Source organism: Microbacterium radiodurans (assembly GCF_008710705.1).
GTDB classification, from domain to species: Bacteria; Actinomycetota; Actinomycetes; order Actinomycetales; family Microbacteriaceae; genus Microbacterium; species Microbacterium radiodurans.
This window is the reverse complement of the sequence record NZ_VYRZ01000002.1, coordinates 717,594-741,446: the sequence shown is the minus strand read 5'-3', so window position 1 is coordinate 741,446 and position 23,853 is coordinate 717,594. Positions and strand designations below refer to the sequence as shown.

The following is a 23,853-nucleotide window of genomic DNA, read 5'->3' as shown; positions in this document are numbered from 1 at the left end:
CTAAGATTACCCGCATGACCTCCGAATCTCCTCGGTCCTCCGCTGTGCGCGAAGCCGCCCTCTCCGCCGTCCCCGCCGCTCTCGCCGATCTGGGCGCGCTCGTGCGCATTCCCTCGATCGCGTTCCCGGGATTCGACCGGGCCGACGTGGAGCGCAGCGCTGCCGCGGTGGCGACGCTCGCCGAGGACCTCGGGATCTTCGACCGCGTGGAGGTCAAGACGGCCGCGATCGCCGGCACGGGAGAGCAGGGCATGCCCGCCGTGCTGGCGACACGAGCGGCTCGAGGAGGCAAGCCGACGATCCTCCTGTACGCCCATCACGATGTGCAGCCGGTGGGCGACGAGAGCCTGTGGGAGTCCGCTCCGTTCGAGCCGACGGTGCGCGGCGGCCGGCTCTACGGCCGCGGCGCAGCTGACGACAAGGCGGGCGTCATGGCGCACATCGGCGCGCTGCGCGCGCTCGTCGACGCCGTCGGCACCGACTTCGACCTCGGCGTCAACCTCTTCATCGAGGGGGAGGAGGAGGCCGGCTCGGGCTCGTTCGCCGCCTTCCTCTCCGACAACGCCGACGCCCTGCGCGCGGACGTCATCGTCGTCGCCGACTCCGGCAACTGGGATGCGACCACCCCGGCGCTGACGGTGTCGCTGCGCGGCAACGCTCGCTTCACCCTCACGGTGCGGACACTCGAGCATGCGTCGCACTCCGGGATGTTCGGCGGCGCGGTGCCGGACGCCATGCTCGCCGCGATCAAGCTGCTCGGCACGTTGTGGGACGACGACGGCGCCGTCGCGGTCGCGGGGATGACCGAGCGCGATGCCGACACGCCCGAGTACACCGAGGAGACCCTGCGGTCGGAAGCGGGTCTGCCGAGCGGCGTCTCGCCCATCGGGCGAGGCAGCATCCTGAGCCGCATCTGGAACAAGCCGTCGATCACCGTGACGGGTATCGACGCGCCCACCGTGCGCAACGCCTCGAACACCCTCAGCCCCGAGGTGTCCGTCGTGATCTCCGCCCGCGTCGCGCCCGGTCAGCCCGCCGCCGAGGCGTACGCGGCGATCGAGGCGCACCTGCGCGCGGCGGCTCCGTTCGGCGCCGAGCTGACCTTCAGCGACATCGAGACCGGCGATCCGTTCCTCGTCGACACGAGCGGCCCCGCGGTCACGAGCGCTCGAGCGGCACTCGCGACGGGGTACGGCGTCGAGCCGGTGGACATCGGCGTCGGCGGTTCCATCCCCTTCATCGCGGATCTCGTGCGCGAGTTCCCCGCGGCGCAGATCCTCGTCACGGGTGTGGAGGACCCGCACGCACGCGCCCACAGCCCGAACGAGTCGCTCCACCTCGAGACGTTCCGCAATGCGCTCGTGTCGGAGGCGCTGCTGCTCGAGGGCCTCGATTCCACGGTCTGAACCACCGCCCCGGCGGACGGGTGCCCGGCGTAGAATCGGGATACCCGCCGCCGTCCGGCGGCTCGAACCCGGGGGAGAGCCATGACCGACATCGCCACCACGCCCGAGACCGCCAACGCACACGGTGTCTCGCTCACCGAAAACGCCGCGCTGAAGGTGAAGAGCCTGCTGTCGCAGGAGAACCGCGACGATCTGCGGCTGCGTGTCGCCGTTCAGCCGGGCGGATGCAGCGGCCTGATCTACCAGCTGTACTTCGACGAGCGCTACCTCGACGGCGACCAGACGGTCGACTTCGACGGCGTGGAGGTCATCGTCGACGACATGTCGGTGCCCTACCTCGACGGAGCCACGATCGACTTCAAGGACACGATCTCGGAGCAGGGCTTCACGATCGACAACCCCAACGCCGCCGGCTCGTGCGCGTGCGGAGACAGCTTCCACTGACGACCGCGCGTCGGCGCCCGCCGGCCTCGACATCCTGAACGGTTGGCCTGAATAGGGTGAAAGCTTGCCCTAGACTGAAGGTCGAACCATTCGTCCCGGAAAGGTGCACCGTGCGCTTCAAACGCCGCCTCCGCTGGGCCGTGATCCCGCTCGGGATCGTCACGGCAGTCTCCCTCGCAGCATGTACACCGACGGAGTTGAACGGCTACCTCCCGGGCTTCACCGGCGACGGCACCCAGGCGACCAACCACACCGAGATGGTGTCGGGTCTCTGGGTCAACTCGTGGATCGTCCTCCTCGCGGTGGGCGTGCTGACGTGGGGTCTGATGGCGTTCGCCGCCATCGCCTACCGCCGCCGCCGCGGGCAGAGCGGCCTGCCGGTCCAGCTCCGGTACAACATGCCGATCGAGATCTTCTACACGATCGTCCCGCTGATCCTCGTGATCGGGTTCTTCGCCTTCACGGCGCGCGACCAGACGATCCTCGAGACGCAGTACGACGACCCGGACGTCTCGATCACGGCGATCGGCAAGCAGTGGGCGTGGGACTTCCAGTACAACGGCGAGGAGTCGGACAACTCCGACGCCGTCTGGACGATGGGTGTCCAGGCGCAGCCCGAGGCGAACGGCGACGTCGATCAGTCGGCGCTCCCGACGCTCGTGCTCCCGGTCGACAAGACCGTGCGCATCAGCCTCCAGTCGCGCGACGTCATCCACTCCTTCTGGGTCATCGACTTCCTCTACAAGAAGGACATGTACCCGGGACGCGACACCAACTCGTGGTCGTTCATCCCGACCCGCGAGGGTACCTACGCCGGCAAGTGCGCCGAGCTCTGCGGCGAGTACCACTCGATGATGCTGTTCAACGTCGAGGTCGTCTCGGAGGACGAGTACGAGGACTACCTCGCATCGCTCCGGGCCGCCGACCAGACCGGTGACATCAACGACGCCTACGACCGCTTGCAGAACTTCCCGGGCACGGGTGCGGTCTCCACCGATGCCGAGGGAAACCACTGATGGCGACGACTCTTCCGCTCCAGAGCGACCAGCCCGCGGGCCGCCCGACGACCCTGCCGCCACGGCAGGCTGCCCTGCTCAGCGCCTCGCGCGTCGAGCAGAAGGGCAACATCATCGTCAAGTGGATCACTTCGACCGACCACAAGACGATCGGGTACATGTACCTGATCGCGTCGGTGCTGTTCTTCCTCCTCGGCGGTGTGATGGCGCTGATCATCCGTGCGGAGCTCTTCGAGCCCGGCATGCAGATCGTGCCGACGAAGGAGCAGTACAACCAGCTCTTCACGATGCACGGCACGATCATGCTGCTCATGTTCGCGACGCCGCTGTTCGCGGGCTTCGCCAACGCGATCCTGCCGCTGCAGCTCGGAGCGCCGGACGTCGCGTTCCCGCGTCTGAACGCCTTCGCCTTCTGGCTGTTCCTGTTCGGCTCGATCATCGCGATCTCGGGCTTCCTCACCCCGCAGGGCGCGGCATCCTTCGGCTGGTTCGCGTATCAGCCGCTTGCGAACGCGACGTTCTCGCCGGGTGCCGGTGGAAACCTCTGGATGCTGGGACTCGGCCTGTCCGGTTTCGGGACGATCCTCGGCGCGGTGAACTTCATCACGACGATCATCACGATGCGCGCTCCCGGCCTGACCATGTGGCGCATGTCGATCTTCTCGTGGAACACCCTCGTCACGAGCATCCTGATCCTCATGGCGTTCCCCGTGCTCGCCGCCGCGATCTTCGCCGCAGCATCCGATCGCGTCCTCGGATCGCACATCTACGACCCGGCCAACGGCGGTGTGCTGCTCTGGCAGCACCTGTTCTGGTTCTTCGGTCACCCCGAGGTGTACATCATCGCGCTGCCGTTCTTCGGCATCATCTCGGAGATCCTGCCGGTGTTCAGCCGCAAGCCGATCTTCGGCTACAAGACGCTCGTCTACGCGACGATTGCGATCGCCGCGCTCTCGGTGGCGGTGTGGGCGCACCACATGTACGTCACCGGCGGTGTGCTCCTGCCGTTCTTCGCCCTGATGACGATGCTCATCGCGGTGCCGACCGGCGTGAAGATCTTCAACTGGATCGGAACGATGTGGCGGGGCTCCGTCACCTTCGAGACGCCCATGGTCTTCACGCTCGGCTTCCTGGTGTCGTTCGTCTTCGGTGGTCTCACCGGCGTCATCCTCGCGTCGCCGCCGCTCGACTTCCACCTGTCGGACTCGTACTTCGTTGTCGCGCACTTCCACTACGTCGTCTTCGGAACCGTCGTGTTCGCGATGTTCGCGGGCTTCTACTTCTGGTGGCCCAAGTGGACGGGCCGCATGCTCAACGAGCGGCTGGGCATGGTGCACTTCTGGATGCTGTTCATCGGCTTCCACATGACGTTCCTCATCCAGCACTGGCTGGGCGTCGACGGCATGGTGCGTCGTTACGCCGATTACTCGGCCGCGGACGGGTGGACCTGGCAGAACCAGGTGTCGACCATCGGCGCCATCCTCCTCGGCGCCTCGATGATCCCGTTCTTCCTGAACGTCTGGATCACCTCGCGCACGGCGCCCAAGGTCACGGTCAACGACCCGTGGGGCTATGGCGCTTCGCTCGAGTGGGCGACGAGCTGCCCGCCGCCGCGTCACAACTTCACGTCCATCCCGCGGATCCGCAGCGAGCGTCCCGCGTTCGACCTCAACCACCCCGAAGCCGCCATCCCCGTGGGCGTCGGCCCGGCGAAGGACGCACCCGATGCGCCCGTCATGGATGTGGCCGATGGAGAGGTGAAGTAAGTGAAGACCAACATCAACCTCTGGTGGGTTCTCACCGGGTTCTTCTTCCTGGTGTTCGTCATGTACACGGTGTGGAACCTCCTGGCCCACACCGACCAGGACATGTGGTACCACCGCATCGAGTGGGTCGGCTCAACGGCGCTGCTCTTCACGGGCTTCATGGGCGCGATGATCGCGTTCTATGTCGCCCGCGTGCACAAGGCGCAGGGCGGAGAGCTTCCCGAGGACCGTCTCACCGCCGACATCGACGACGGTGACCCGGAGCTCGGTGAGTTCAGCCCGTGGTCGTGGTGGCCTCTCGTGCTGGCGTTCGCCGCTGCGATCTTCATCATCGGCCTGGCGGTCGGTCAGTTCCTGCTCCCGATCGGCTTCGCGATCTTCGTGGTCGCGATCGTCGGCTGGGTCTACGAGTACTACCGCGGCTACTTCGCCCGCTGAGCCGAGCCTCTCCCGACGGCCATCGCACTCCGGTGCGGTGGCCGTCGTCGTCTTCCCGGCCGGCGCTGCGTTTCGGGGCCGTACCGCGATGCAAGGGATCCGTGGCGACACGCAGCGGTTGCGCCGGTTCCTCGGGGTGTCTCCCCGCATCCCTTGCATGCGGGTCGCCGTGCGGCGCGGACGTGGCCGGCTGTCTCACCTCCGTGCTCGCCCCCGCACCCGCATCCATCCGCCGATGCAAGGCGAAGGTGAAGACGCGCCGTGCGACCGGCCCAAGACCCGGCGTGTCCCGCGGGAGGCCTTGCATCCCGGCCCGGCCCGGCCCGGGTCCGGCCCGGCCCGGTCCGGCCCGGCCCGACCCGGCGTTCGGTGGAGGGTTCGCTGGGCGCTCGGCAGGTCATCGTCGGCTCGTGGGCGGCAGCCTCGGTCCCGCTCCGCGAATGCCGGGCACGCACCGGTCGCGCCCGAGCCGCGATGCAAGGGATGCGGAGCGGGAGTCGCGAGTCGCGGGTTCGGCGTGCGCGTGTCGCCCAGAAACCCTTGCATCGCGGTCCTGGGCCGCCGTTCGGCCGGACCGCTGCAGGAGGTCCCAGACGCACAGGACGACCGCTGCGCGGGTCATGGCGGGCGCTGGCGCCCTCCTGGGCGGCCGGCGGCGGCAAGGCGACGAGCCGTCAGGTGCGGACGAGGGCCACCAGGGGGTCGTGGTGGCGGGGGAGCGGGCCTCTGGCGTTCTCGATCGGGTACCCCTCTCGAGCCCAATACTCGAAGCCGCCGATCATCTCCCGCACGCGGTAGCCGAGCTGGGCGAACTCGACAGCGGCTTTCGCGCCGCCGTTGCAGCCGGGGCTCCAGCAGTAGACGACGACGTCCACGTCGCCGAGCTCCGTCCGGGCGCGTGAAGCGACATCCCGACGGGGGAGGTGCACCGCGCCGACGGCATGGCCCTGCGCCCACGCCGCGTCGTCGCGGACGTCGACGAGCACGAAGTCGGCCGAACCGTCGCGCTGGGCGCCGTAGACGTCGGAGGCATCGGTTTCGTGGGTGAGCTTGGCGGAGAAGTAAGCGAGTGCATCGGTCATGGATCCGACGCTACGGGTCAACGCAGAAGGCGGGGTGCGACCGGTCGGTCACACCCCGCCTTCTGACGGACAGAGTCCTCAGTGCTTCTTCGAGTCCTTCTCGTCCTCGTCGGGCACGATGATGTTCGACGGACGGTTGGCCGTCTCGACGCCCTTGCCCTCGTCGATCGGCTGGTGCGGGGCGTCCGGGACACCGGCACGCTCGTGCGCGCCCTGGATCTCGGCATCCTCTTCCGCGGCGATGTGCTCGAGGTCGTGCGATGCGTGCGCCCGCGCTGCCTGCAGCTCCGCCTGCGTCAGCGGGGTGAGACGGTCCTCGAAGAACCAGCGCGAGAGGCCCGCGCGGAGGTTCTCGTGCCAGGGGATGCGGCCCTGGTCGTTGGGGCGGACCACCAGCGGAGCGTTCGTCGTGTAGTCGACGAGCTTGACGAGCTCGTACTCGTCCACCGGCTGGTGGACCTCGATGTACTCGCCGCCGGGGAGGCGGACGATCCGGCCGGACTCGTACCCGTGCAGCGCGATCTCGCGGTCCTTCTTCTGAAGCGCGATGCAGATGCGCTTCGTGACGAAGTACGCGACGACCGGTCCGACGAACAGGAGGGCCTGCAGGGCGTGGATGACGCCTTCCATCGTGAGGTGGAAGTGCGTGGCCATCAGGTCGGAGGATGCCGCAGCCCACAGCACGGCGTAGAACGTGACGCCGGCCGCGCCGATGGCGGTGCGGGTCGCCGCGTTGCGCGGGCGCTCGGCGATGTGGTGCTCGCGCTTGTCGCCGGTGATCCACGCCTCGATGAACGGGTAGAGCATGACGATGACGATGAACACACCGACCACGGCGAGCACGGAGATGATGTTGAACGACCAGGTGTGGTCGAACAGCACGAACTCCCAGTGCGGCGGGACGAGGCGCAGAGCGCCGTCGGCGAAGCCGATGTACCAGTCGGGCTGGGTACCGGCGGAGACGGGGGAGGGGTCGTACGGTCCGTAGTTCCAGATCGGGTTGATCGTGAAGAGCGACGCGATGAGCACCAGCACACCGAAGACGATGAAGAAGAAGCCGCCCATCTTCGACATGTACACGGGCATCATCGGGTAGCCCACGACGTTGCCGTTGCTGCGCGCCGGGCCGGCGAACTGCGTGTGCTTGTTGACGATCATCAGCATGAGGTGCAGCGCGAGCAGCGCGACCAGGATCGCCGGGAGCAGCAGGATGTGCAGTGCGTAGAGGCGTCCCACGATCGCGGTGCCGGGGAACTCGCCGCCGAACAGCAGGTACGAGGTCCACGTACCGATCAGCGGGATGCCCTTGATCATGCCGTCGATGATGCGCAGACCGTTGCCGGAGAGCACGTCGTCGGGGAGCGAGTAGCCGGTGAAGCCCTCGGCCATGGCGAGGATGAACAGGATGAAGCCGATGACCCAGTTCAGTTCGCGGGGCTTGCGGAACGCACCCGTGAAGTAGACGCGCAGCATGTGCACGCCGATGCCGGCGATGAACACGAGCGCCGCCCAGTGGTGCAGCTGGCGGACCAGCAGACCGCCGCGGATGTCGAAGGAGATCTCGAGCGTCGAGGCCATGGCCGCGGACATCTCGAGCCCGCGCATCGGCGCGTAGGCGCCGTAGTAGTGCGTCTCGGCCATGGACGCGTCGAAGAAGAACGTCAGGAAGGTGCCGGACAGCAGCACCACGACGAACGACCAGAGCGCGATCTCGCCGAGCATGAACGACCAGTGGTCGGGGAAGATCTTCCGACCCAGCTCCTTGACGAGGCCCGAGATGCTCGTGCGCTCATCGAGGTAGTTCGCGACGCCGCCGACGAACTTGCCGCCGAGCGGCTTGTCCGCGGGACGCGTCGGGCCGTCAGCGTGCACCGCGGGCGCGGTGGTGACGTTCTCCGTGGGGTGGGTGGAGGTGCTCAATGACGCTCCCAGAAGCTCGGGCCGACGGGTTCGGTGAAGTCGCTGCGCGCGACCAGGTATCCCTCGTCATCGACGGTGATCGGAAGCTGGGGCAGCGGGCGTGCTGCCGGGCCGAAGATGACCGCAGCCGCGTTGGTGACGTCGAACTGCGACTGGTGGCAGGGGCACAGCAGGTGGTGGGTCTGCTGCTCGTAGAGGGCGACGGGACATCCCACGTGGGTGCAGACCTTCGAGTACGCGACGATGCCGTCGTACGACCAGTCCTTGCGGTCCTCGGACTCGTTGAGCTGCTCGGGGAGCAGACGCATCAGGAGGACGATCGCCTTCGCCTTCTCCTCGAGGTACCCGTCGTGGTGCGACAGGGTCGCGAGGGGCTCGGGGATCACGTGCACGGCGGAACCGAGCGTCAGGTCGGCGGCGCGGATCGGCTTGCCCGTCGGGTCGTGGGCCAGGCGCGTGCCCTCCTCCCACATGGTGTGCTTCAGCAGGTAGACGGGGTCACCGGCGTTCGGGTGCTCCGGCGAGCTGTGCGGCGCGAGGCCTCGGAAAAGCGTGATGCCGGGCAGAACGGATGCCGCGAGTGCCACGAACAGCGAGTTGCGCACCATGGTGCGACGTCCGAAGCCGGACTCCTCGTTGGCGTCGACGAAGACCTGGACGGCCGCGGCGCGGGTGTTCTCACTCCCGCGGGTCGAGTGGCGCTCCTCGATGTACTCGGTGTCGGCCATGACGGCCTTCGACCAGTGGATGGCCGCGATGCCGATCGCGAGCAGAGCCGCGGCGATGCCGAGCCCGATGAAGAGGTTGTTGCGCCGGATGTCGGCGACCAGACCACTCTCGATCGGGAAGATCAGGTAGGCGGCGACCGCCCAGATGCTCGCGGCAGCCGACAGGTAGAACAGCGTGTAGACCGTGCGCGCGGCACGCTTCATCGCCGCGGGATCCTTGTCGGTCATCCGCTTGCGGTGCGGCGCGAGCCCGGGGTTGATCACCGGGTCCGACACCGAGACGGCGAGCCCCGATGAGGGCGCCGGGGCAGCAGCCACCTGCTTGTGCGCCTTCTCGTCGTCAGCCATTTTGCTCCTTGTGCGTTGCGTCGTTCATCACAGCGATGCTCAGTTGGACTTCGCGGTGATCCACACCGTGATCCCGATGAGCGCTCCGATGCCGAAGATCCAGATGAACAGACCCTCCGAGACCGGTCCGAGCGATCCCAGCGAGAAGCCGCCGGGCGAGTTCTCGGTCGGGCGCATCATCAGGTAGCTGATGATGTCGCGCTTCTCCTCGGTGGTGAGGGTCATGTCGTTGAAGACGGGCATGTTCTGCGGGCCGGTGACCATCGCGGCGTACATGTGCAGCGGCGACGTCGTGGTCAGGGGCGGGGCGTACTTGCCCTCGGTGAGCGCACCGCCGGCACCGGCCACGTTGTGGCACATGGCGCAGTTGATGCGGAAGAGCTCGGCGCCGTGCGAGACGTCGCCCTCGCCGTCGAGGATCTCGTCGGAGGGGTAGGTCGGGCCGGGGGCCTGCGTCTGAACCCAGGCGGCGATGGCCTCGATCTGCTCCTGCGTGAACTGCGGCGGCTTCTGCGGAGCCTGCGGTCCCTGCATCTGCAGCGGCATGCGTCCGGTGGCGACCTGGAACTCGACCGAGAGCTCGCCGACGCCGTACAGCGAGGGGCCGTCGTTGGTGCCTTCGAGGTTGAGGCCGTGGCAGGTGGCGCAGTTGGCCTGGAACAGCTTCTTGCCGTCCTCCACCGTCAACGTCGACGTCGTCGAGGACGAGTCGGACGCCGCCATGGCGGCGGTTGCGCCGGCGTAGCCTCCGCCGGTGACGAGCAGTCCGATGCCGATCAGCGCGGCGGCAGCCCACTTGCTGCGGCGGCCTCCGTTGCGGCGCGGGTTCTTGGATGCCATGAGGGAATCAGCTCCGGGTTTACTTCAGGAAGTAGATGACGGCGAACAGGACGAGCCAGACGACGTCGACGAAGTGCCAGTAGTACGACACGACGATCGCGGACGTCATCTCTTTGCGTCCGAAGTTCTTGACGGCGAAGGCGCGACCGATGACCAGCAGGAAGGCGACGAGGCCGCCGGTGACGTGCAGGGCGTGGAAACCGGTCGTGATGTAGAACGCCGACGCGTACGAGTCGGCCTGGATGGGCAGGCCCTCGGCCACGAGCGTGGCGTACTCCCACACCTGGCCCGACACGAAGATCGCGCCCATGACGAAGGTGAGGAAGAACCACTCGACCATGCCCCACTTGCGCAGGTTCCAGAACGATCCGGAGCGGTAGGGACGGAAGTGCTCGGCGTTGTGCACACCGATCTGCGCGGTCACCGAGGACAGCACGAGGATCAGCGTGTTCACCGCCGCGAACGGGATGTTCAGCAGCTCGGTGCGGTCGGCCCACAGCTCGGGGGAGGTGTTGCGGAGCGTGAAGTAGATCGCGAAGAGGCCGGCGAAGAACATGACCTCGCTGCCGAGCCACACGATGGTGCCCACAGCGACCGGGTCCGGCCGCTTGACCGAGCGCAGGGCCTGGGAATACGTCGCTGGAGTGGTCGTCACGCCATCCATTATGGCCGATGTGGAGGAGGGTTTCTGCATCGCTGAAGGTCAGTTCGTCTCGGTGCCCGGTGAGGGGTCCATCGGAACCGCCCGGGAGATCGCTGATAACCGGCCGATAAGATCGTTTGCCATGGCTCAGCAGTACGCGTGGCGTGATCTTCTCACCGGTCTTCTGGAGGGGCGCGACCTCAGCGTGTCGGAGGCGACCTGGGCCATGCGCGAGGTGATGGAGGGCCGCGCGACGCCGTCGCAGCTCGCCGGCTTCCTCGTCGGGCTGCGCGCGAAGGGCGAGACCGTCGACGAGATCGTCGGATTCCGCGACGCGATCCTCGAGGCGGCGCTGCCGCTTCCCGTCCCGGCCGACGCGCTCGACATCGTGGGCACGGGCGGCGACCGCTACGGGACGGTCAACGTGTCGACGATGGCCTCGATCGTGGCGGCGGCCACCGGCATCCCGGTCGTCAAGCACGGCAACAAGGCGGCGAGTTCGCGGTCGGGTTCGTCCGACGTCCTCGGCGCCCTCGGTGTCGACCTCACCCTCGATCCGGACGGCGTGGCCCGCGTGCTCCGCGAGGCGGGCATCACGTTCGCGTTCGCGGCCGCGTTCCACCCCGGCTTCCGCCACGCCGGTCCGACGCGGTCGGAGCTCGGCATCCCGACGGTGTTCAACTTCCTCGGTCCGCTCTGCAACCCGGCGCGCGCGGAGGCGAACGCGGTTGGGGTCGCGAGCCTCGACCGTGTTCCGCTCATCACCGGGGTGTTCCGCACGCGCGGCGCGACGGCGCTGGTGTTCCGCGGCGACGACGGCCTCGACGAGCTCACGACGACCGGCCACAGCCGGATCTGGGAGATCAGCCTCGGCGACATCCACGAGCACGATCTGGATCCGCGCGATCTCGGCATCCCGATCGTCGGCATCGAGGCGCTTCTCGGCGGCGAACCCGCCGACAACGCCGCGACCGTCCGGCGCACGCTCGACGGCGAGCCGGGGGCGGTGCGTGACATCGTGCTCCTCAACGCGGCAGCCGGGATCGTCGCCTATCGGCTGTGGCAGGATGCCGCGCAGGCCCAGCGGCCGATCCTCGACCGCCTGGCCGAGGCGCGCGACCTCGCCGCCGAAGCCGTCGACTCCGGCGCGGCGCGCGGCACGCTCGGCCGATGGGTCGAAGCCACAGCTCGCTGAGGGCGGCCGCCATGAATCCCGTCGACGCGCTGACAGAGATCGCCGAACTGCTCGAGCGCGAGCGCTCGTCCCGGTACAAGTCGAAGGCGTTCCGCGCCGCGGCCGAGGTGATCGGATCGCTGTCGGAGGCGGAGATCGACGACACGGCATCGCTTCGACGTCGCTCCGGAATCGGGGATCGCACGCTGCAGGTCATCGTGCAGGCGCGGGCGGGCGGCGTTCCGGAGTATCTGGCCGACCTGCGCGAGCGCCGCGGCGCGGCGGGCGGCTCGGAGCTGCGCCGCCTCCTGCGCGGCGACCTCCACAGCCACTCGAACTGGTCCGACGGCCTCACCCCGATCGACGAGATGGCCGCCGCCGCTCGGGCGCTGGGCCACGAGTACCTCGCTCTCACCGACCACTCGCCACGGCTGCGGGTGGCGAACGGCCTGTCGCCCGAGCGTCTGCGCGCACAGCTCGACGTCGTCTCGGGCCTGAGCGGCGACGGCTTCACCCTGTTGAGCGGCATCGAGGTGGACATCCTCGACGACGGGTCGCTCGATCAGGAGGACGATCTGCTCGACCGGCTCGACATCGTCGTCGCCTCGGCGCACTCGAAGCTGCGGACTCCGCGGGCGGCGATGACCCGCCGACTGGTCGCTGCGGCATCCCACCCCCGCACCGACGTTCTTGGTCATGTCACGGGGCGCCTCGTCGAGGGTAGTCGAGGCACCCGGCCGCCGTCGGAGTTCGACGCCGACGCGGTGTTCGCCGCGTGCGCCGCGCACGGTGTCGCGGTCGAGATCAACTCGCGACCCGAGCGGCAGGACCCGCCCGACGACCTCATCGGCCTGGCGCTCGAGGCCGGGTGCCTGTTCAGCATCGATTCGGATGCTCACGCACCCGGCCAGCTCTCGCTCCTCGACTACGGGGCCGAGCGGGCGGAGCGCCTGGGCGTGCCCGCCGAGCGGATCGTCACGACCTGGCCGCTCGACAAGCTGCGCGAGTGGACGGCGCGCGACCGCTGACGGAGCCGCCGACCGCTCAGCGCCGCGCTGACAGCGCCGCGGCGGCCCGTGTCGCCGAGCCGCCGAGCGACCACCGCGTCGCGAGATCCTCGACCCGGGCGGCGTCGACGGCGCGGATGCGGGAGTCGACCGTGCCGAGCTCGAGGTCCCGCACGACGCGCACGACCTCGGGGGCGACGGAGAGATAGTCCGCAGCGGCCAGGATCTTCGCGCGCACGCCGGCGGTCATGCCGGTGCCCGCCTCGGCCGCGGCGCGGATCGCGCCCAGATCGCCGTGCGCGGCGAGGAGCGTCGCGGCCGTCTTGTCGCCGACGCCGGCCACGCCGGGCAGTCCGTCGGAGGCATCGCCGCGCATCGTCGCGAAGTCCGCGTACTGGTCGGGTCGGACGGCGTACTTGGCGAGGACCGCCTCGTCGGTGAGGACCTCGAGATTGCTCATGCCGCGGCCGGTGTAGATGACGCGGACGCCCCGGGCATCGTCGACGAGCTGGAAAAGGTCTCGATCCCCGGTGACGACGTCGACGGGGATCTCGGACTGCGTCGCCAGGCTGCCGATGACGTCGTCGGCCTCGTGGTCGGCAACGCCGACGATCGGGATGCCGAGCACCCCCAGCGCCTCGCGGATGATCGGCACCTGGGCCTCGAGGGGATCGGGGACGACCTCGACGTCGGGGCCGGTCTCGACCGGTTCGGCGACGCGGTGCGTCTTGTACGTCGGGATGAGGTCGACCCGCCACTGCGGCCGCCAGTCGTCGTCCCAGCACGCGACGAGATGCGTCGGCTCGTACGTGGTGACGAGCTTCGCGATCATGTCGAGGAGTCCGCGCACGGCGTTCACGGCTCGCCCGTCGGGGGCCTTGACCGTATCGGGCACTCCGTAGAAGGCGCGGAAATACAGGGATGCGCTGTCGAGAAGCATGACGCGGTCGCTCATCGCATCATCCTGGCACGATGCGTGTGCCGACCCGGTTCATCAGCAGCCGGGTCCGCCGGGGTCCTCCGCGCAGGTGCGCTCGACGAGAGCGCTGCGCACCTCGAGGACCTCGACAGCGTACGTCGCGGTGGGGATCTCGAGCGTTCCCGCCACGGGCCGCCAGCCGCGGCCGAAATCGACGTCCGCTGAGTAGGTCACGACGGCGCCGGCGCGGTACGTGCCTCGCGCGGAGTACGTATGGCTCGTGTCGGTGGGGGAGAACTGCCCGAGCCCGAGGCTCGCCCAGGAGCGGCCGCCCGTGGCGGTCGTGCGGGAGGTCCCGTCGCCCGGGCGCAGGGTGATGTGCTCGGGGGTGAAGCGGACGGTGACGGGGAGATCGAACAGCGTGCCCGCGGCGGTGTGCTCCCCGACGGCGACCAGGAAGTTGGTCGGCAGCCCCACGATGCCGTGACCCGCGGGCTCGCCGGCGAGCACGGCTGGAGCTGGCGCGAACGAGGCGACGTCCGACATGGTGGGGACGGGCAGCAGCGACACCGTGAAGTTCTCGCAGCGGTTCAGCGCTCCGCAGTCCTGTGGTGGTTGGGGGGCCGCCGCATCCCTCATACCCGAGCCGTCATCTCGCTGTGCAGGCCCGGTCGGATCCACGATCCGCGACGCGCTGACGTCGACGCTCGTCCCTGTGCTCTGCGCTGTACAGGTGCTGAGCCAACCGAGTCCATCTGAGCAGGGGTCGGGATCCGGCGTTCCGCCTACCCCTATCGCAACGGTCAGCGAGATGACGAGAAGCGCCGTCAGCACGTTTCGCCGTCGTCTCGACTGCTGAACTCCACGATCTTCCACCCTCTATCGGTTTCAACGCTCCGCACCTCGAGACCTTGGACGTCCGGACGTTCCGTTTCGACGGCGCTGCCGTCGGCATCGGAGATCAGCACTTCGGATACGTCCACGCACACTGCAATCTCTGCTCCCTGCTCGGAGACGCGTGTGTCAGTCGTAGAAGTGACGATGCTCAGGCCAGAGACCGACCAACCTTCGTCACGCATCCGATTCAGCGAGTCACTGGTCTGGCGTAAAGCATCCTCGCTCAGCAGGGCGAAGACGGGCTCGAACGTCGTCGGATCGGCGAGGTCCACGGCGTTCAAGGCGTCGACGTAGGCCCGGTAGGTCGCCTCGGCGGCGCGGAACGCCTCTTCGTCGGAGGCCGGGGTCGGCGATCCGGAGGGCGTCGCGGGAGCGGGGCTCGGCCCGGCGCACGCACTCGACGACAGAGCGGCAGCGAGCAGCACGGTGGCGGCGGCGAAGCGATAGCGAAGGCGGAGCATGAGCCGAAGCTAGCGAGCGGTCCGACGGCGGCGCGCCGACTTTCCACAGGGCGCCCGCGTAGGCTCGTCGGGGTCCCGGGAGGTCAGATGTCGTTCGGTCGAGCTGCGAGCACCGCAGGTCGTCGCCCTGCGCCGACGGCAACCTGCCCATGCGGCAGCGCGGACTCCTTCGCCGGATGCTGCGGCCCGCTGCTGGCGGGCGCGCCGGCCGAGACGGCCGCCGACCTCATGCGCTCGCGCTACACGGCGTTCGTCGTCGGCGATGCGGCGCACCTCGCGCGGACGTGGCACCCGCGCACCCGGCCGCGCGACACCGCGCCGGAGCCGGGCACCGCCTGGATCGGGCTCACCGTCGTCCGCACCGAGGCCGGCGGCCCGGGGGAGGATCGGGGCGTCGTCGAATTCCGGGCCCGGTGGCGCGACGCCGACGGCGTCCACGACCTCCACGAGACGAGTCGCTTCGAGCGGGTGCGGGGCCGGTGGACGTACGTGGACGGCGACCTGGGCTGAGCCGGGACGCATCCCGTGCGAGCCGCTGGATCCGGGGTTTCATCGCCCCTCGCCGAACTGGTGATCGGCGCCCGTGCTCTGATAGCCTTGAGTGTCACTCGCGTGTGGCTTCATCGCCCCGCTCCGTGACGTGCCATCCACAACCATCTGCCTCGGTTCGAGGCCGTCCTCCCGCGGGAGGCGACGACGAGCCGGGCCCGACACCCTGACCCAACAAGGACAACCCACTACATGACTAACGCAACGACCGCCCCGGCCACCAAGCAGGTCGCTATCAACGACATCGGATCTGCTGAGGACTTCCTGGCCGCGGTCGAGAAGACTCTGAAGTTCTTCAACGACGGCGACCTCATCGAAGGAACCGTGGTGAAGATCGACCGCGACGAGGTTCTCCTCGACGTCGGTTACAAGACCGAGGGCGTCATCCCCTCGCGCGAGCTTTCCATCAAGCACGACGTCGACCCCAACGAGGTCGTCAAGGTCGGCGACGAGGTCGAGGCCCTGGTTCTCCAGAAGGAGGACAAGGAAGGCCGCCTCATCCTGTCCAAGAAGCGCGCCCAGTACGAGCGCGCCTGGGGCGACGTCGAGAAGATCAAGGAGAACGACGGTGTCGTCACCGGTTCCGTGATCGAGGTCGTCAAGGGTGGTCTGATCGTCGACATCGGCCTGCGCGGCTTCCTGCCCGCGTCGCTCATCGAGCTGCGCCGTGTCCGCGACCTCACGCCTTACCTGGGTCAGGAGATCGAGGCCAAGATCCTCGAGCTCGACAAGAACCGCAACAACGTCGTGCTCTCGCGCCGCGCGCTGCTCGAGCAGACGCAGTCCGAGTCGCGCACCACGTTCCTCAACAACCTGCACAAGGGTCAGGTCCGCAAGGGCGTCGTCTCGTCGATCGTCAACTTCGGTGCGTTCGTCGACCTGGGCGGCGTGGACGGCCTCGTGCACGTCTCCGAGCTCTCCTGGAAGCACATCGAGCACGCCTCCGAGGTCGTCGAGGTGGGCCAGGAGGTCACCGTCGAGATCCTCGAGGTCGACCTCGACCGCGAGCGCGTCTCGCTGTCGCTCAAGGCGACGCAGGAGGACCCGTGGCAGGTCTTCGCCCGCACCCACGCGATCGGTCAGGTCGCGCCGGGCAAGGTCACGAAGCTCGTTCCCTTCGGTGCGTTCGTGCGTGTCGCCGACGGCATCGAGGGCCTCGTGCACATCTCGGAGCTCTCGGGCAAGCACGTCGAGCTCGCCGAGCAGGTCGTCTCGGTCGGTGAAGAGGTCTTCGTGAAGATCATCGACATCGACCTCGAGCGTCGCCGCATCTCGCTCTCGCTCAAGCAGGCGAACGAGTCGGTCGACCCGTACGGCACCGAGTTCGACCCGGCCCTGTACGGCATGGTCACCGAGTACGACGAGAACGGGGAGTACAAGTACCCCGAGGGCTTCGACCCGGAGACCAACCAGTGGAAGGAGGGCTTCGACGAGGCCCGCCTCGCCTGGGAGGCCGAGTACGCCGCTGCCCAGGGTCGCTGGGAGGCGCACAAGGCTGCCGTCATCAAGGCCCTCGAGGCCGAGGCTGCCGCCCCGGCCGACAACGGCTCGTCGTTCTCGTCGGACGTCCAGTCCACGAGCATCGGCGGCGGCACGCTGGCCGACGACGAGGCTCTCGCCGCTCTGCGCGAGAAGCTCTCGGGTCGTTGATCCTGCGTCGCATCTGACGAATCGGAAGGGCCGGAGCATCGCGCTCCGGCCCTTTCGGCGTTCCCGGAGAGGAAGAGCCGACGTGGTCGTGAGGAAAGCGATAGTTTCAGTCCATGGACACTGACGCGCCGCAGCGCACGCGTGCGACCTTCGTCCTCCCGGCCGCCCCCCGCTGGATCGATGCGGTCCTCGGCGACGGCGATCGATCCCGGTCGGCGATGCTCAATCAGATCATCGTCACCGCCGTCATCATCGTCGTCGCGCTCTTCTCCCTCATCGTCGGACTGCGGGGCGACGGCGGTCTGTTCTATCTCGCGGTGACGATCGTCTTCGTCCTGACCGGCGCCGCGCTCCTGGTTCCGTGGGCGGCCATATCGCCCGTGTGGCTGGCTCTCGTCCCGATCGGCGACATCGTCGCCGTCGCGCTCATGCGGGTGGCCGAGCCGACGGCCGGCTTCGGACTGCTGTGGGTGTTCCCGGTGCTCTGGCTCTCGTCGGGATTCGGCACAGCCGGCTGGATCGTCGGCATCGTCGCATCCCTCGCCGCCACCGGGATCGTCGACATCGTCAACGGGCCCGCGGCGGCGTCGTTCGGATTCATCCTGCTGCCGCTCATGCTCATCGCGGTGAGCACGTCCGCGTACCTCGGCAGCCGGCGCGCGAGCGCACAGCGACTCCTGCTGGATCGACAGGCGACGGTGCTCACGCAGTCGCTGGAGCGCGCTCGTCGTCACGAGCAGGTGCTGACCGAGGCGCTGGACCGCGTCGACTTCGGTGTCGCCCGCATCGAGACCGACGGCACCGCGTCGATCATCAACGACGCGCACGCCCGCCTGCAGCGAGGCTCGCGAACCGGCTCGGGATTGGAGGTCTTCGCAGCCGACGGGACGACGCCGCTCCCTGCCGCCGACCACCCGCTCGCGCGCGTGCGCCAGGGGGAGGCGTTCACGGACGCGCGCATCCAAGTATCAGGGGGAGCGGGCGAACGTCGCGTTCTCAGCGTTTCGGCGCGGCGCATCATCGAGCCGGACGGCCGCGACTCGGGCGCGGTGGTCGTCACGCGCGACGTCACCGCCGAGACCGAGTCGGCGCGCGAGCGCGACGCGCTCGTGTCGTCGGTGTCTCACGAGCTCCGCACGCCGCTCACGTCGATCCTCGGCTATCTCGAGCTCGCGATCGACACTCCCGGTGTTCCGGAGGCGGCGCTCGAGAACCTCCGGGTGGCCGACCGCAACGCGGATCAGCTCCTGCGCCTGGTCGGCGACGTGCTCGCAGCCAGCAGCCAGAGCAAATCCGCGGCTCAGGTCACCGTCCAACCCGAGGAGGTCGATCTCGCCGAGTACGTCACGGCCGCGGTCGAGTCGATCCTCGTGAGCGCGAGCGAGCGCGGAATCGTCATCGACGTGTCGCGAGTCGAACCCGCGCACGCATTCGCCGATCCGGTGCGGATCCGTCAGGTGCTCGACAACCTGCTCTCGAACGCCGTCAAGTACAACCGCCCGCGCGGTCGCGTCTCGGTGGCGACGTCGGTCGGGGCGCAGTGGGCGGTCATCGCCGTGCAGGACTCCGGTGTCGGTCTCAACGAGGAGGACCTCGCCTCGGTGTTCCAGCGCTACTACCGCGGCGTCGCCGTCCGCGACTCGACGGTCACCGGCAACGGCCTGGGCCTCGCGATCAGTCGCGACATCGTGCGACGCCACGGCGGCGACATCACCGTCAGCAGCGTGCTCGGCGTCGGTTCCACGTTCACGGTGACGCTCCCCGTTCACCGCCCGGGCAGATCGGGGGGCGCGCTGTGATCGACCAGTTCTCGGTCTCGCTGATGACCGCCCTCGTGGTGCTCATGGGCGGCATCCTCTTCCTCTTCGACACGCTGCTGCGCCGACCCGAGGTGAGCGGTCGACTCTGGGCGACCGGCTTCCTCTCCGCCGTGCTGACCACGATCTTCTACCTGCTCTGGGCGGCCGATCCCGCCTCCGTCTGGCCCGTCGTGTGCGGCAACGCGTTCTCGGTCTTCGGGACCGGCGCGATGTGGCTCGGATGCCGTGCGTACAACCGCCGGGGGGTTCTCGTGCCGGGCGGGATCGTCGCGCTGGCGGCGGTCGCCGTGGCGACGGCGACCGGGGTCGAGTTCGCACTCGGGGGCGACGACTGGTCGGGCTCCGTGGCGATGTTCATCGCGCTGCTCGGCCTGGCCGGAGCCGCCTCGATCGAGTGCTTCCGCGGCGATCTGGGCGCGACGCGCACCGCGCTTCCCCTGGGGATCGTCTTCGGCATCCAGTCGGCCTTCTACGCCGCCCGGGTCGTCGTCGTCACCCTCGACGGCTACGGCGGGTTCTTCCACACCTGGCTCGGCACCTTCTCGACCAGCCTCCTCACCGTCATCCTCGCCGTCACCGCTCTCGTCACCGTCTCGGTGCTGCGCGCGGGCAGAGTGGGCCTGCGCGGTTCGGTCGCCGGACGCCTCGAGGGTGAGGATGCCGAGGAGATCCTCTCGGCCGAGGTCTTCCAGCTCACGCTCCGGAGTCAGGTCCGGAGGGCAGCGGTGCGCAACGACCTGCTGGCCGTCTCGGTCATCGAGCTCGACGGCCTCGAATACATCGCGACCGCCTTCGGCCTCGACGTCGGCGACGAGGTCGTGACGATCTGGCGACGGACGATGACCGACAGTGCGCCGACCCTCGCCCTGCTCGGCGAGGTCGGCTCGGAGCGCATCGGCATGATCACGGTGGTGCCGTCCGCTGCGGAAGCGCGCCGACAGGCGATGGCGCTGTACCGGTCGCTCTTCGAGTCCCTCGGGACGGTCGAAGGCGGCGTGCTGCCCGCGATCGGCATCGGCGTCGCGCTGAGCGACGTCACCGGTTACGACGCGGAGCGACTCCGCGAGCTCGCGCTGTCGACGGCGGAACGCGCCTCGTCCGGCGTGGCATCGGCCGTCCTGCTGGCCGAGGAGAACGCCTGATCGGACCGCGGCGTCAGTCGCCCGCGCCGACGAGTCGGTAACCCAGGCCCTGCTGCGTGTCGATGCGCGTCGCCGACCCCGCGGAGTCGAGGTGACCGCGCAGGGACTCGACGGCTCGCTCCACGGTGCGGATCTCGTCCGCATCCGGCGCATCGTCGCGGGGCCGCGATCGCAGAGCGAGTGCGAGGTCGTCCTTCGAGCGACTGCGCCCGTGGGCGCCCACGAGCTGGCGCGCGACCGCGAGCTCGTCCGAGGTGGCGGCGATCTCCACGTCGGCGATACGGAGCGCGGTGCCCGCGACGGATACGCCGGCATGCGAGACGTCGCCGTCGGTGGGGGCGTCGATCGCATCCCGGCGACGCCGCGACGGGATCGCGGCGAGCCGCGCCTTGAGGTCGCGCGGTCGGAAGGGCTTTCCCAGGTATTCGTCTCCGCCGGCGGCACGACCCCGCTCGGCGTCGCCCGGCTCGACGAAGGCCGAGATGAAGATGATGTACGTGTCGCTGAACGGCCGCACGCGGCGCGCGACCTCGAATCCGTCGATCCCCGGGATGTTCACGTCGAGCGTCGTGACGTCCGGCTGCACCGTGCGCACGAGCTCCACGGCGTCGAGACCGTTGTCCGTCGACGACACCGTGAACCCGCTCGACTCGAGGATCGCGGTGAGGAGACTGCGGATGTCTTCCTGGTCCTCGACGATGACGGCGGCACGTTCCACGGTGATCGACCTCCGGGGGCTGGGAACTCCTCATTCTAATCGCGTGGCAGGATCGCGCCCGGGCTGGCGCCCGTGCCATGCTCGGGTGTATGCCTCTCATCGCATTGACCGGCGGCATCGCCTCCGGGAAGTCGACGATCGCGTCCCGCCTGGCCGAGCACGGCGCCGTCGTCGTCGACGCCGATGCCATCGTCCGCGACGTGCAGGCACCCGGATCCCGGGTGCTCGCCGAGATCGCCGGGGAGTTCGGATCGGAGGTGCTCGCCGTGGACGGGGCGCTCGATCGAGCCGCACTCGCGACGATCGTCTTCGGGGATGCCGCGGCGCTCCAGCGGCTGAACGGCATCGTGCACCCGGCGGTACGCGCCGAGTCCCAGCGCCGATTCGAGGCCGCCCGGCGCGAGCGGGCGGATGCCGTCGTCGTGTACGACGTGCCGCTCCTGGTCGAGGCACGCGTCGACGACCCCTGGGACGAGATCGTCGTCGCGCACGCGCCGGCGGACGTCCGTCGCGAGCGACTGCAACGACTGCGGGGGATGAGCGCAGACGAGGCGGAGCGTCGCATCCGGTCGCAGGTGGACGACGACGCGCGGCTCGCGATCGCGGACGTCGTGATCGACACCGGCGGCGACCTGGCGGAGACGCTCGCGCAGACCGACGAGCTCTGGCGGCGCCTCACCGCCTGAGCGCCACGCCCGCTCGGGTGAGCCCGCAGCGGCTGCACGCTGTGAGCGAAGCGCGGCCGCGGTGTCGGAGGCCCGGCCTACGCTTGTCACATGCAGACGACGCGTTCCGTGCGGCCCTTCGAGGTGATCAGCGAGTACATGCCGAGCGGTGACCAGCCGCAGGCCATCGCCGAGCTCGCCGCTCGGATCAACGCCGGTGAGACCGATGTGGTGCTGCTCGGTGCGACCGGAACCGGCAAGTCGGCCACCACGGCCTGGCTGATCGAGCAGGTGCAGCGCCCGACGCTCGTCATGGCCCACAACAAGACCCTGGCGGCCCAGCTCGCGAACGAGTTCCGAGACCTCATGCCGAACAACGCGGTCGAGTACTTCGTGAGCTATTACGACTACTACCAGCCCGAGGCGTACGTGCCGCAGACGGACACCTTCATCGAGAAGGATTCGTCGATCAACGCCGAAGTGGAACGCCTGCGACACTCGACGACGAACTCGCTCCTCAGCCGCCGGGACGTCGTCGTGGTGAGCACCGTCTCGTGCATCTACGGTCTGGGCGCGCCCGAGGAGTACCTCCGCGCGATGGTCGCATTGCAGGTGGGCGAGCGGTACGACCGCGACGCCCTGATCCGCAAGTTCATCGCGATGCAGTACAACCGCAACGACGTCGACTTCTCACGCGGCAACTTCCGCGTGCGCGGCGACACCATCGAGATCATCCCGGTGTACGAGGAGTACGCGGTCCGCATCGAGCTCTTCGGCGACGAGATCGAGGCGCTGTACATGCTGCACCCGCTCACGGGCGACGTCGTGCAGAAGCTCGACAGCGTGCCGATCTTCCCGGCATCCCACTACGTCGCCGGCACCGACACCGTCCAGCGCGCGATCGGAACCATCGAGCACGAGCTCGCCGAGCGGCTGAAGGAGCTCGAGAGCCAGGGGAAGCTGCTCGAGGCCCAGCGCCTGCGCATGCGGACCACCTTCGACATCGAGATGCTCCAGCAGCTCGGCTTCTGCTCGGGCATCGAGAACTACTCGCGTCATCTCGACGGACGATCCCCGGGCGACCCGCCGCACACGCTGCTCGACTTCTTCCCCGACGACTTCCTGCTGGTCATCGACGAGTCGCACGTCACCGTGCCCCAGATCGGTGCCATGTACGAGGGCGATGCCTCACGCAAACGCACGCTCGTCGACCACGGGTTCCGGCTGCCGAGCGCCATGGACAACCGGCCGCTCCGGTTCGACGAGTTCAAGGAGCGCATCGGGCAGGCCGTCTACCTCTCGGCCACGCCCGGGCGCTACGAGATGGGCATCGCCGACGGTGTGGTGGAGCAGATCATCCGTCCGACGGGACTCGTCGACCCCGAGATCATCATCAAGCCCTCGAAGGGGCAGATCGACGACCTGCTCGAGGAGATCCGCGTCCGCGTCGAGCGCGACGAGCGCGTGCTCGTGACGACGCTCACGAAGAAGATGGCGGAGGAGCTCACCGACTTCCTCGGCGAGCACGGGGTGCGTGTGCGCTACCTGCACTCCGACGTCGACACGCTCCGGCGCGTCGAGCTGCTCACCGAGCTGCGCCAGGGCGTGTACGACGTGCTCGTCGGCATCAATCTGCTGCGCGAGGGGCTCGACCTGCCCGAGGTGTCGCTCGTGGCGATCCTCGACGCCGACAAGGAGGGGTTCCTGCGATCCGGGACCTCGCTCATCCAGACGATCGGCCGGGCCGCGCGGAACGTGTCGGGGCAGGTGCACATGTACGCCGACAAGATCACCGACTCGATGGCCGCCGCGATCGACGAGACCGAGCGGCGACGCGAGAAGCAGATCGCGTACAACCTCGAGAACGGCATCGACCCGCAGCCCCTGCGCAAGAAGATCGCCGACATCACCGATGCGTTGGCGCGAGAGGCGTCCGACACGCGCGACCTGCTCAACGGCAAGGCGACCGCCCGCAACAAGTCGGGCAAGGGGAAGAGCCCCACACCGCAGCTGCGCCGGGAGGGCATCGCGGCGGAGGGCGCCCAGCAGCTCGAGTCGACGATCGAGGATCTGTCGCAGCAGATGCTCGCGGCCGCCGCGGAGCTGAAGTTCGAGCTGGCGGGCCGGCTCCGCGACGAGGTGCAAGACCTCAAGAAGGAGCTGCGGGCGATGGAGCGCGCCGGCCACGCGTGATCGTCCGCCCTCCGGCGGCGGCCGGCG

General features: G+C 68.8%; 22 protein-coding genes. 13 read left to right on the top strand and 9 right to left on the bottom strand.

The features are described 5' to 3' along the window. The first annotated feature begins 14 nt into the window (after positions 1–14). From F6B42_RS09395 to F6B42_RS09375, 5 genes are all read left to right on the top strand, one after another. Positions 15–1,406, top strand: coding sequence for a dipeptidase (locus F6B42_RS09395; RefSeq protein WP_150419355.1), 1,392 nt, complete (start codon positions 15–17; stop codon positions 1,404–1,406). 81 nt (positions 1,407–1,487) lie between these two features. Further along, on the top strand, positions 1,488–1,850 hold the full coding sequence (gene erpA / locus F6B42_RS09390; protein WP_150419354.1) for an iron-sulfur cluster insertion protein ErpA: 363 nt from the start codon (positions 1,488–1,490) through the stop codon (positions 1,848–1,850). Positions 1,851–1,960: 110 nt separating this feature from the next. Continuing rightward, a complete protein-coding gene (ctaC, locus tag F6B42_RS09385) occupies positions 1,961–2,866 on the top strand; it encodes an aa3-type cytochrome oxidase subunit II (protein WP_150419353.1) in 906 nt (301 codons plus the stop codon). After that, a complete protein-coding gene (gene ctaD / locus F6B42_RS09380) occupies positions 2,866–4,632 on the top strand; it encodes an aa3-type cytochrome oxidase subunit I (protein ID WP_150419352.1) in 1,767 nt (588 codons plus the stop codon). The genes ctaC and ctaD overlap by 1 nt, the downstream gene beginning before the upstream one ends. Continuing rightward, positions 4,633–5,070: a cytochrome c oxidase subunit 4 gene (locus tag F6B42_RS09375; protein ID WP_150419351.1), complete on the top strand. Its 438-nt coding sequence runs from the start codon at positions 4,633–4,635 to the stop codon at positions 5,068–5,070. A 674-nt stretch (positions 5,071–5,744) separates the two neighbouring features. Here F6B42_RS09375 and F6B42_RS09370 read toward each other — a convergent pair. The 5 genes from F6B42_RS09370 to ctaE all read right to left on the bottom strand — a co-directional run bounded on the left by F6B42_RS09370 (position 5,745) and on the right by ctaE (position 10,652). Continuing rightward, entirely contained in the window at positions 5,745–6,152 is a 408-nt protein-coding gene (locus tag F6B42_RS09370) for a rhodanese-like domain-containing protein (RefSeq protein ID WP_150419350.1), read from the bottom strand. A 78-nt stretch (positions 6,153–6,230) separates the two neighbouring features. Continuing rightward, positions 6,231–8,024 (bottom strand): cytochrome bc1 complex cytochrome b subunit, encoded by a 1,794-nt coding sequence (qcrB, locus tag F6B42_RS09365; RefSeq protein ID WP_150419609.1) that lies wholly within the window; start codon positions 8,022–8,024, stop codon positions 6,231–6,233. Between the two features lie 44 nt (positions 8,025–8,068). Beyond that, positions 8,069–9,148 carry a cytochrome bc1 complex Rieske iron-sulfur subunit gene (qcrA, locus tag F6B42_RS09360; protein ID WP_150419349.1) on the bottom strand — a complete coding sequence of 360 codons (1,080 nt, stop codon included), beginning with the start codon at positions 9,146–9,148 and terminating at the stop codon, positions 8,069–8,071. 39 nt (positions 9,149–9,187) lie between these two features. Next, the gene (gene qcrC / locus F6B42_RS09355; RefSeq protein WP_150419348.1) at positions 9,188–9,988 is read right to left on the bottom strand and encodes a cytochrome bc1 complex diheme cytochrome c subunit; all 801 of its coding nucleotides are present in this window, start codon (positions 9,986–9,988) and stop codon (positions 9,188–9,190) included. A 19-nt stretch (positions 9,989–10,007) separates the two neighbouring features. Continuing rightward, positions 10,008–10,652, bottom strand: a complete 645-nt coding sequence (gene ctaE, locus F6B42_RS09350; protein WP_150419347.1) for an aa3-type cytochrome oxidase subunit III — start codon at positions 10,650–10,652, stop codon at positions 10,008–10,010. Positions 10,653–10,773: 121 nt separating this feature from the next. Between ctaE and trpD the strand changes: the two genes are divergently transcribed. Both trpD and F6B42_RS09340 read left to right on the top strand, forming a co-directional pair. Continuing rightward, positions 10,774–11,826 (top strand): anthranilate phosphoribosyltransferase, encoded by a 1,053-nt coding sequence (gene trpD, locus F6B42_RS09345; RefSeq protein WP_150419346.1) that lies wholly within the window; start codon positions 10,774–10,776, stop codon positions 11,824–11,826. 11 nt (positions 11,827–11,837) lie between these two features. Further along, positions 11,838–12,833, top strand: coding sequence for a PHP domain-containing protein (locus F6B42_RS09340; protein WP_150419345.1), 996 nt, complete (start codon positions 11,838–11,840; stop codon positions 12,831–12,833). Between the two features lie 16 nt (positions 12,834–12,849). Here F6B42_RS09340 and F6B42_RS09335 read toward each other — a convergent pair whose 3' ends face one another. The 3 genes from F6B42_RS09335 to F6B42_RS09325 form a co-directional block, all read right to left on the bottom strand. Beyond that, the gene (locus F6B42_RS09335; RefSeq protein ID WP_150419344.1) at positions 12,850–13,767 is read right to left on the bottom strand and encodes a 5'-3' exonuclease; all 918 of its coding nucleotides are present in this window, start codon (positions 13,765–13,767) and stop codon (positions 12,850–12,852) included. Between the two features lie 39 nt (positions 13,768–13,806). After that, the gene (locus F6B42_RS09330; RefSeq protein WP_150419343.1) at positions 13,807–14,301 is read right to left on the bottom strand and encodes a hypothetical protein; all 495 of its coding nucleotides are present in this window, start codon (positions 14,299–14,301) and stop codon (positions 13,807–13,809) included. 257 nt (positions 14,302–14,558) lie between these two features. Continuing rightward, on the bottom strand, positions 14,559–15,089 hold the full coding sequence (locus tag F6B42_RS09325) for a hypothetical protein (RefSeq protein ID WP_150419342.1): 531 nt from the start codon (positions 15,087–15,089) through the stop codon (positions 14,559–14,561). 87 nt (positions 15,090–15,176) lie between these two features. Between F6B42_RS09325 and F6B42_RS09320 the strand changes: the two genes are divergently transcribed. The 4 genes from F6B42_RS09320 to F6B42_RS09305 all read left to right on the top strand — a co-directional run bounded on the left by F6B42_RS09320 (position 15,177) and on the right by F6B42_RS09305 (position 20,250). Then, positions 15,177–15,599: a YchJ family protein gene (locus tag F6B42_RS09320; protein WP_150419341.1), complete on the top strand. Its 423-nt coding sequence runs from the start codon at positions 15,177–15,179 to the stop codon at positions 15,597–15,599. Positions 15,600–15,830: 231 nt separating this feature from the next. Next, positions 15,831–17,288 carry a 30S ribosomal protein S1 gene (gene rpsA / locus F6B42_RS09315; protein WP_150419340.1) on the top strand — a complete coding sequence of 486 codons (1,458 nt, stop codon included), beginning with the start codon at positions 15,831–15,833 and terminating at the stop codon, positions 17,286–17,288. Positions 17,289–17,401: 113 nt separating this feature from the next. After that, positions 17,402–19,087 (top strand): sensor histidine kinase, encoded by a 1,686-nt coding sequence (locus tag F6B42_RS09310; protein WP_150419339.1) that lies wholly within the window; start codon positions 17,402–17,404, stop codon positions 19,085–19,087. Then, positions 19,084–20,250 carry a diguanylate cyclase domain-containing protein gene (locus tag F6B42_RS09305; RefSeq protein ID WP_150419338.1) on the top strand — a complete coding sequence of 389 codons (1,167 nt, stop codon included), beginning with the start codon at positions 19,084–19,086 and terminating at the stop codon, positions 20,248–20,250. Before F6B42_RS09310 ends, F6B42_RS09305 begins: the two co-directional genes overlap by 4 nt. 13 nt (positions 20,251–20,263) lie before the next feature. On the opposite strand, the gene F6B42_RS09300 is transcribed toward F6B42_RS09305, so the two are convergent. After that, positions 20,264–20,968 (bottom strand): response regulator transcription factor, encoded by a 705-nt coding sequence (locus tag F6B42_RS09300; protein ID WP_150419337.1) that lies wholly within the window; start codon positions 20,966–20,968, stop codon positions 20,264–20,266. Positions 20,969–21,057: 89 nt separating this feature from the next. On the opposite strand from F6B42_RS09300, the gene coaE reads away from it, so the two are divergent. Further along, positions 21,058–21,654: a dephospho-CoA kinase gene (gene coaE / locus F6B42_RS09295; protein WP_150419336.1), complete on the top strand. Its 597-nt coding sequence runs from the start codon at positions 21,058–21,060 to the stop codon at positions 21,652–21,654. Between the two features lie 90 nt (positions 21,655–21,744). Then, positions 21,745–23,826, top strand: a complete 2,082-nt coding sequence (gene uvrB, locus F6B42_RS09290; protein WP_150419335.1) for an excinuclease ABC subunit UvrB — start codon at positions 21,745–21,747, stop codon at positions 23,824–23,826. Positions 23,827–23,853 lie beyond the last annotated feature (27 nt).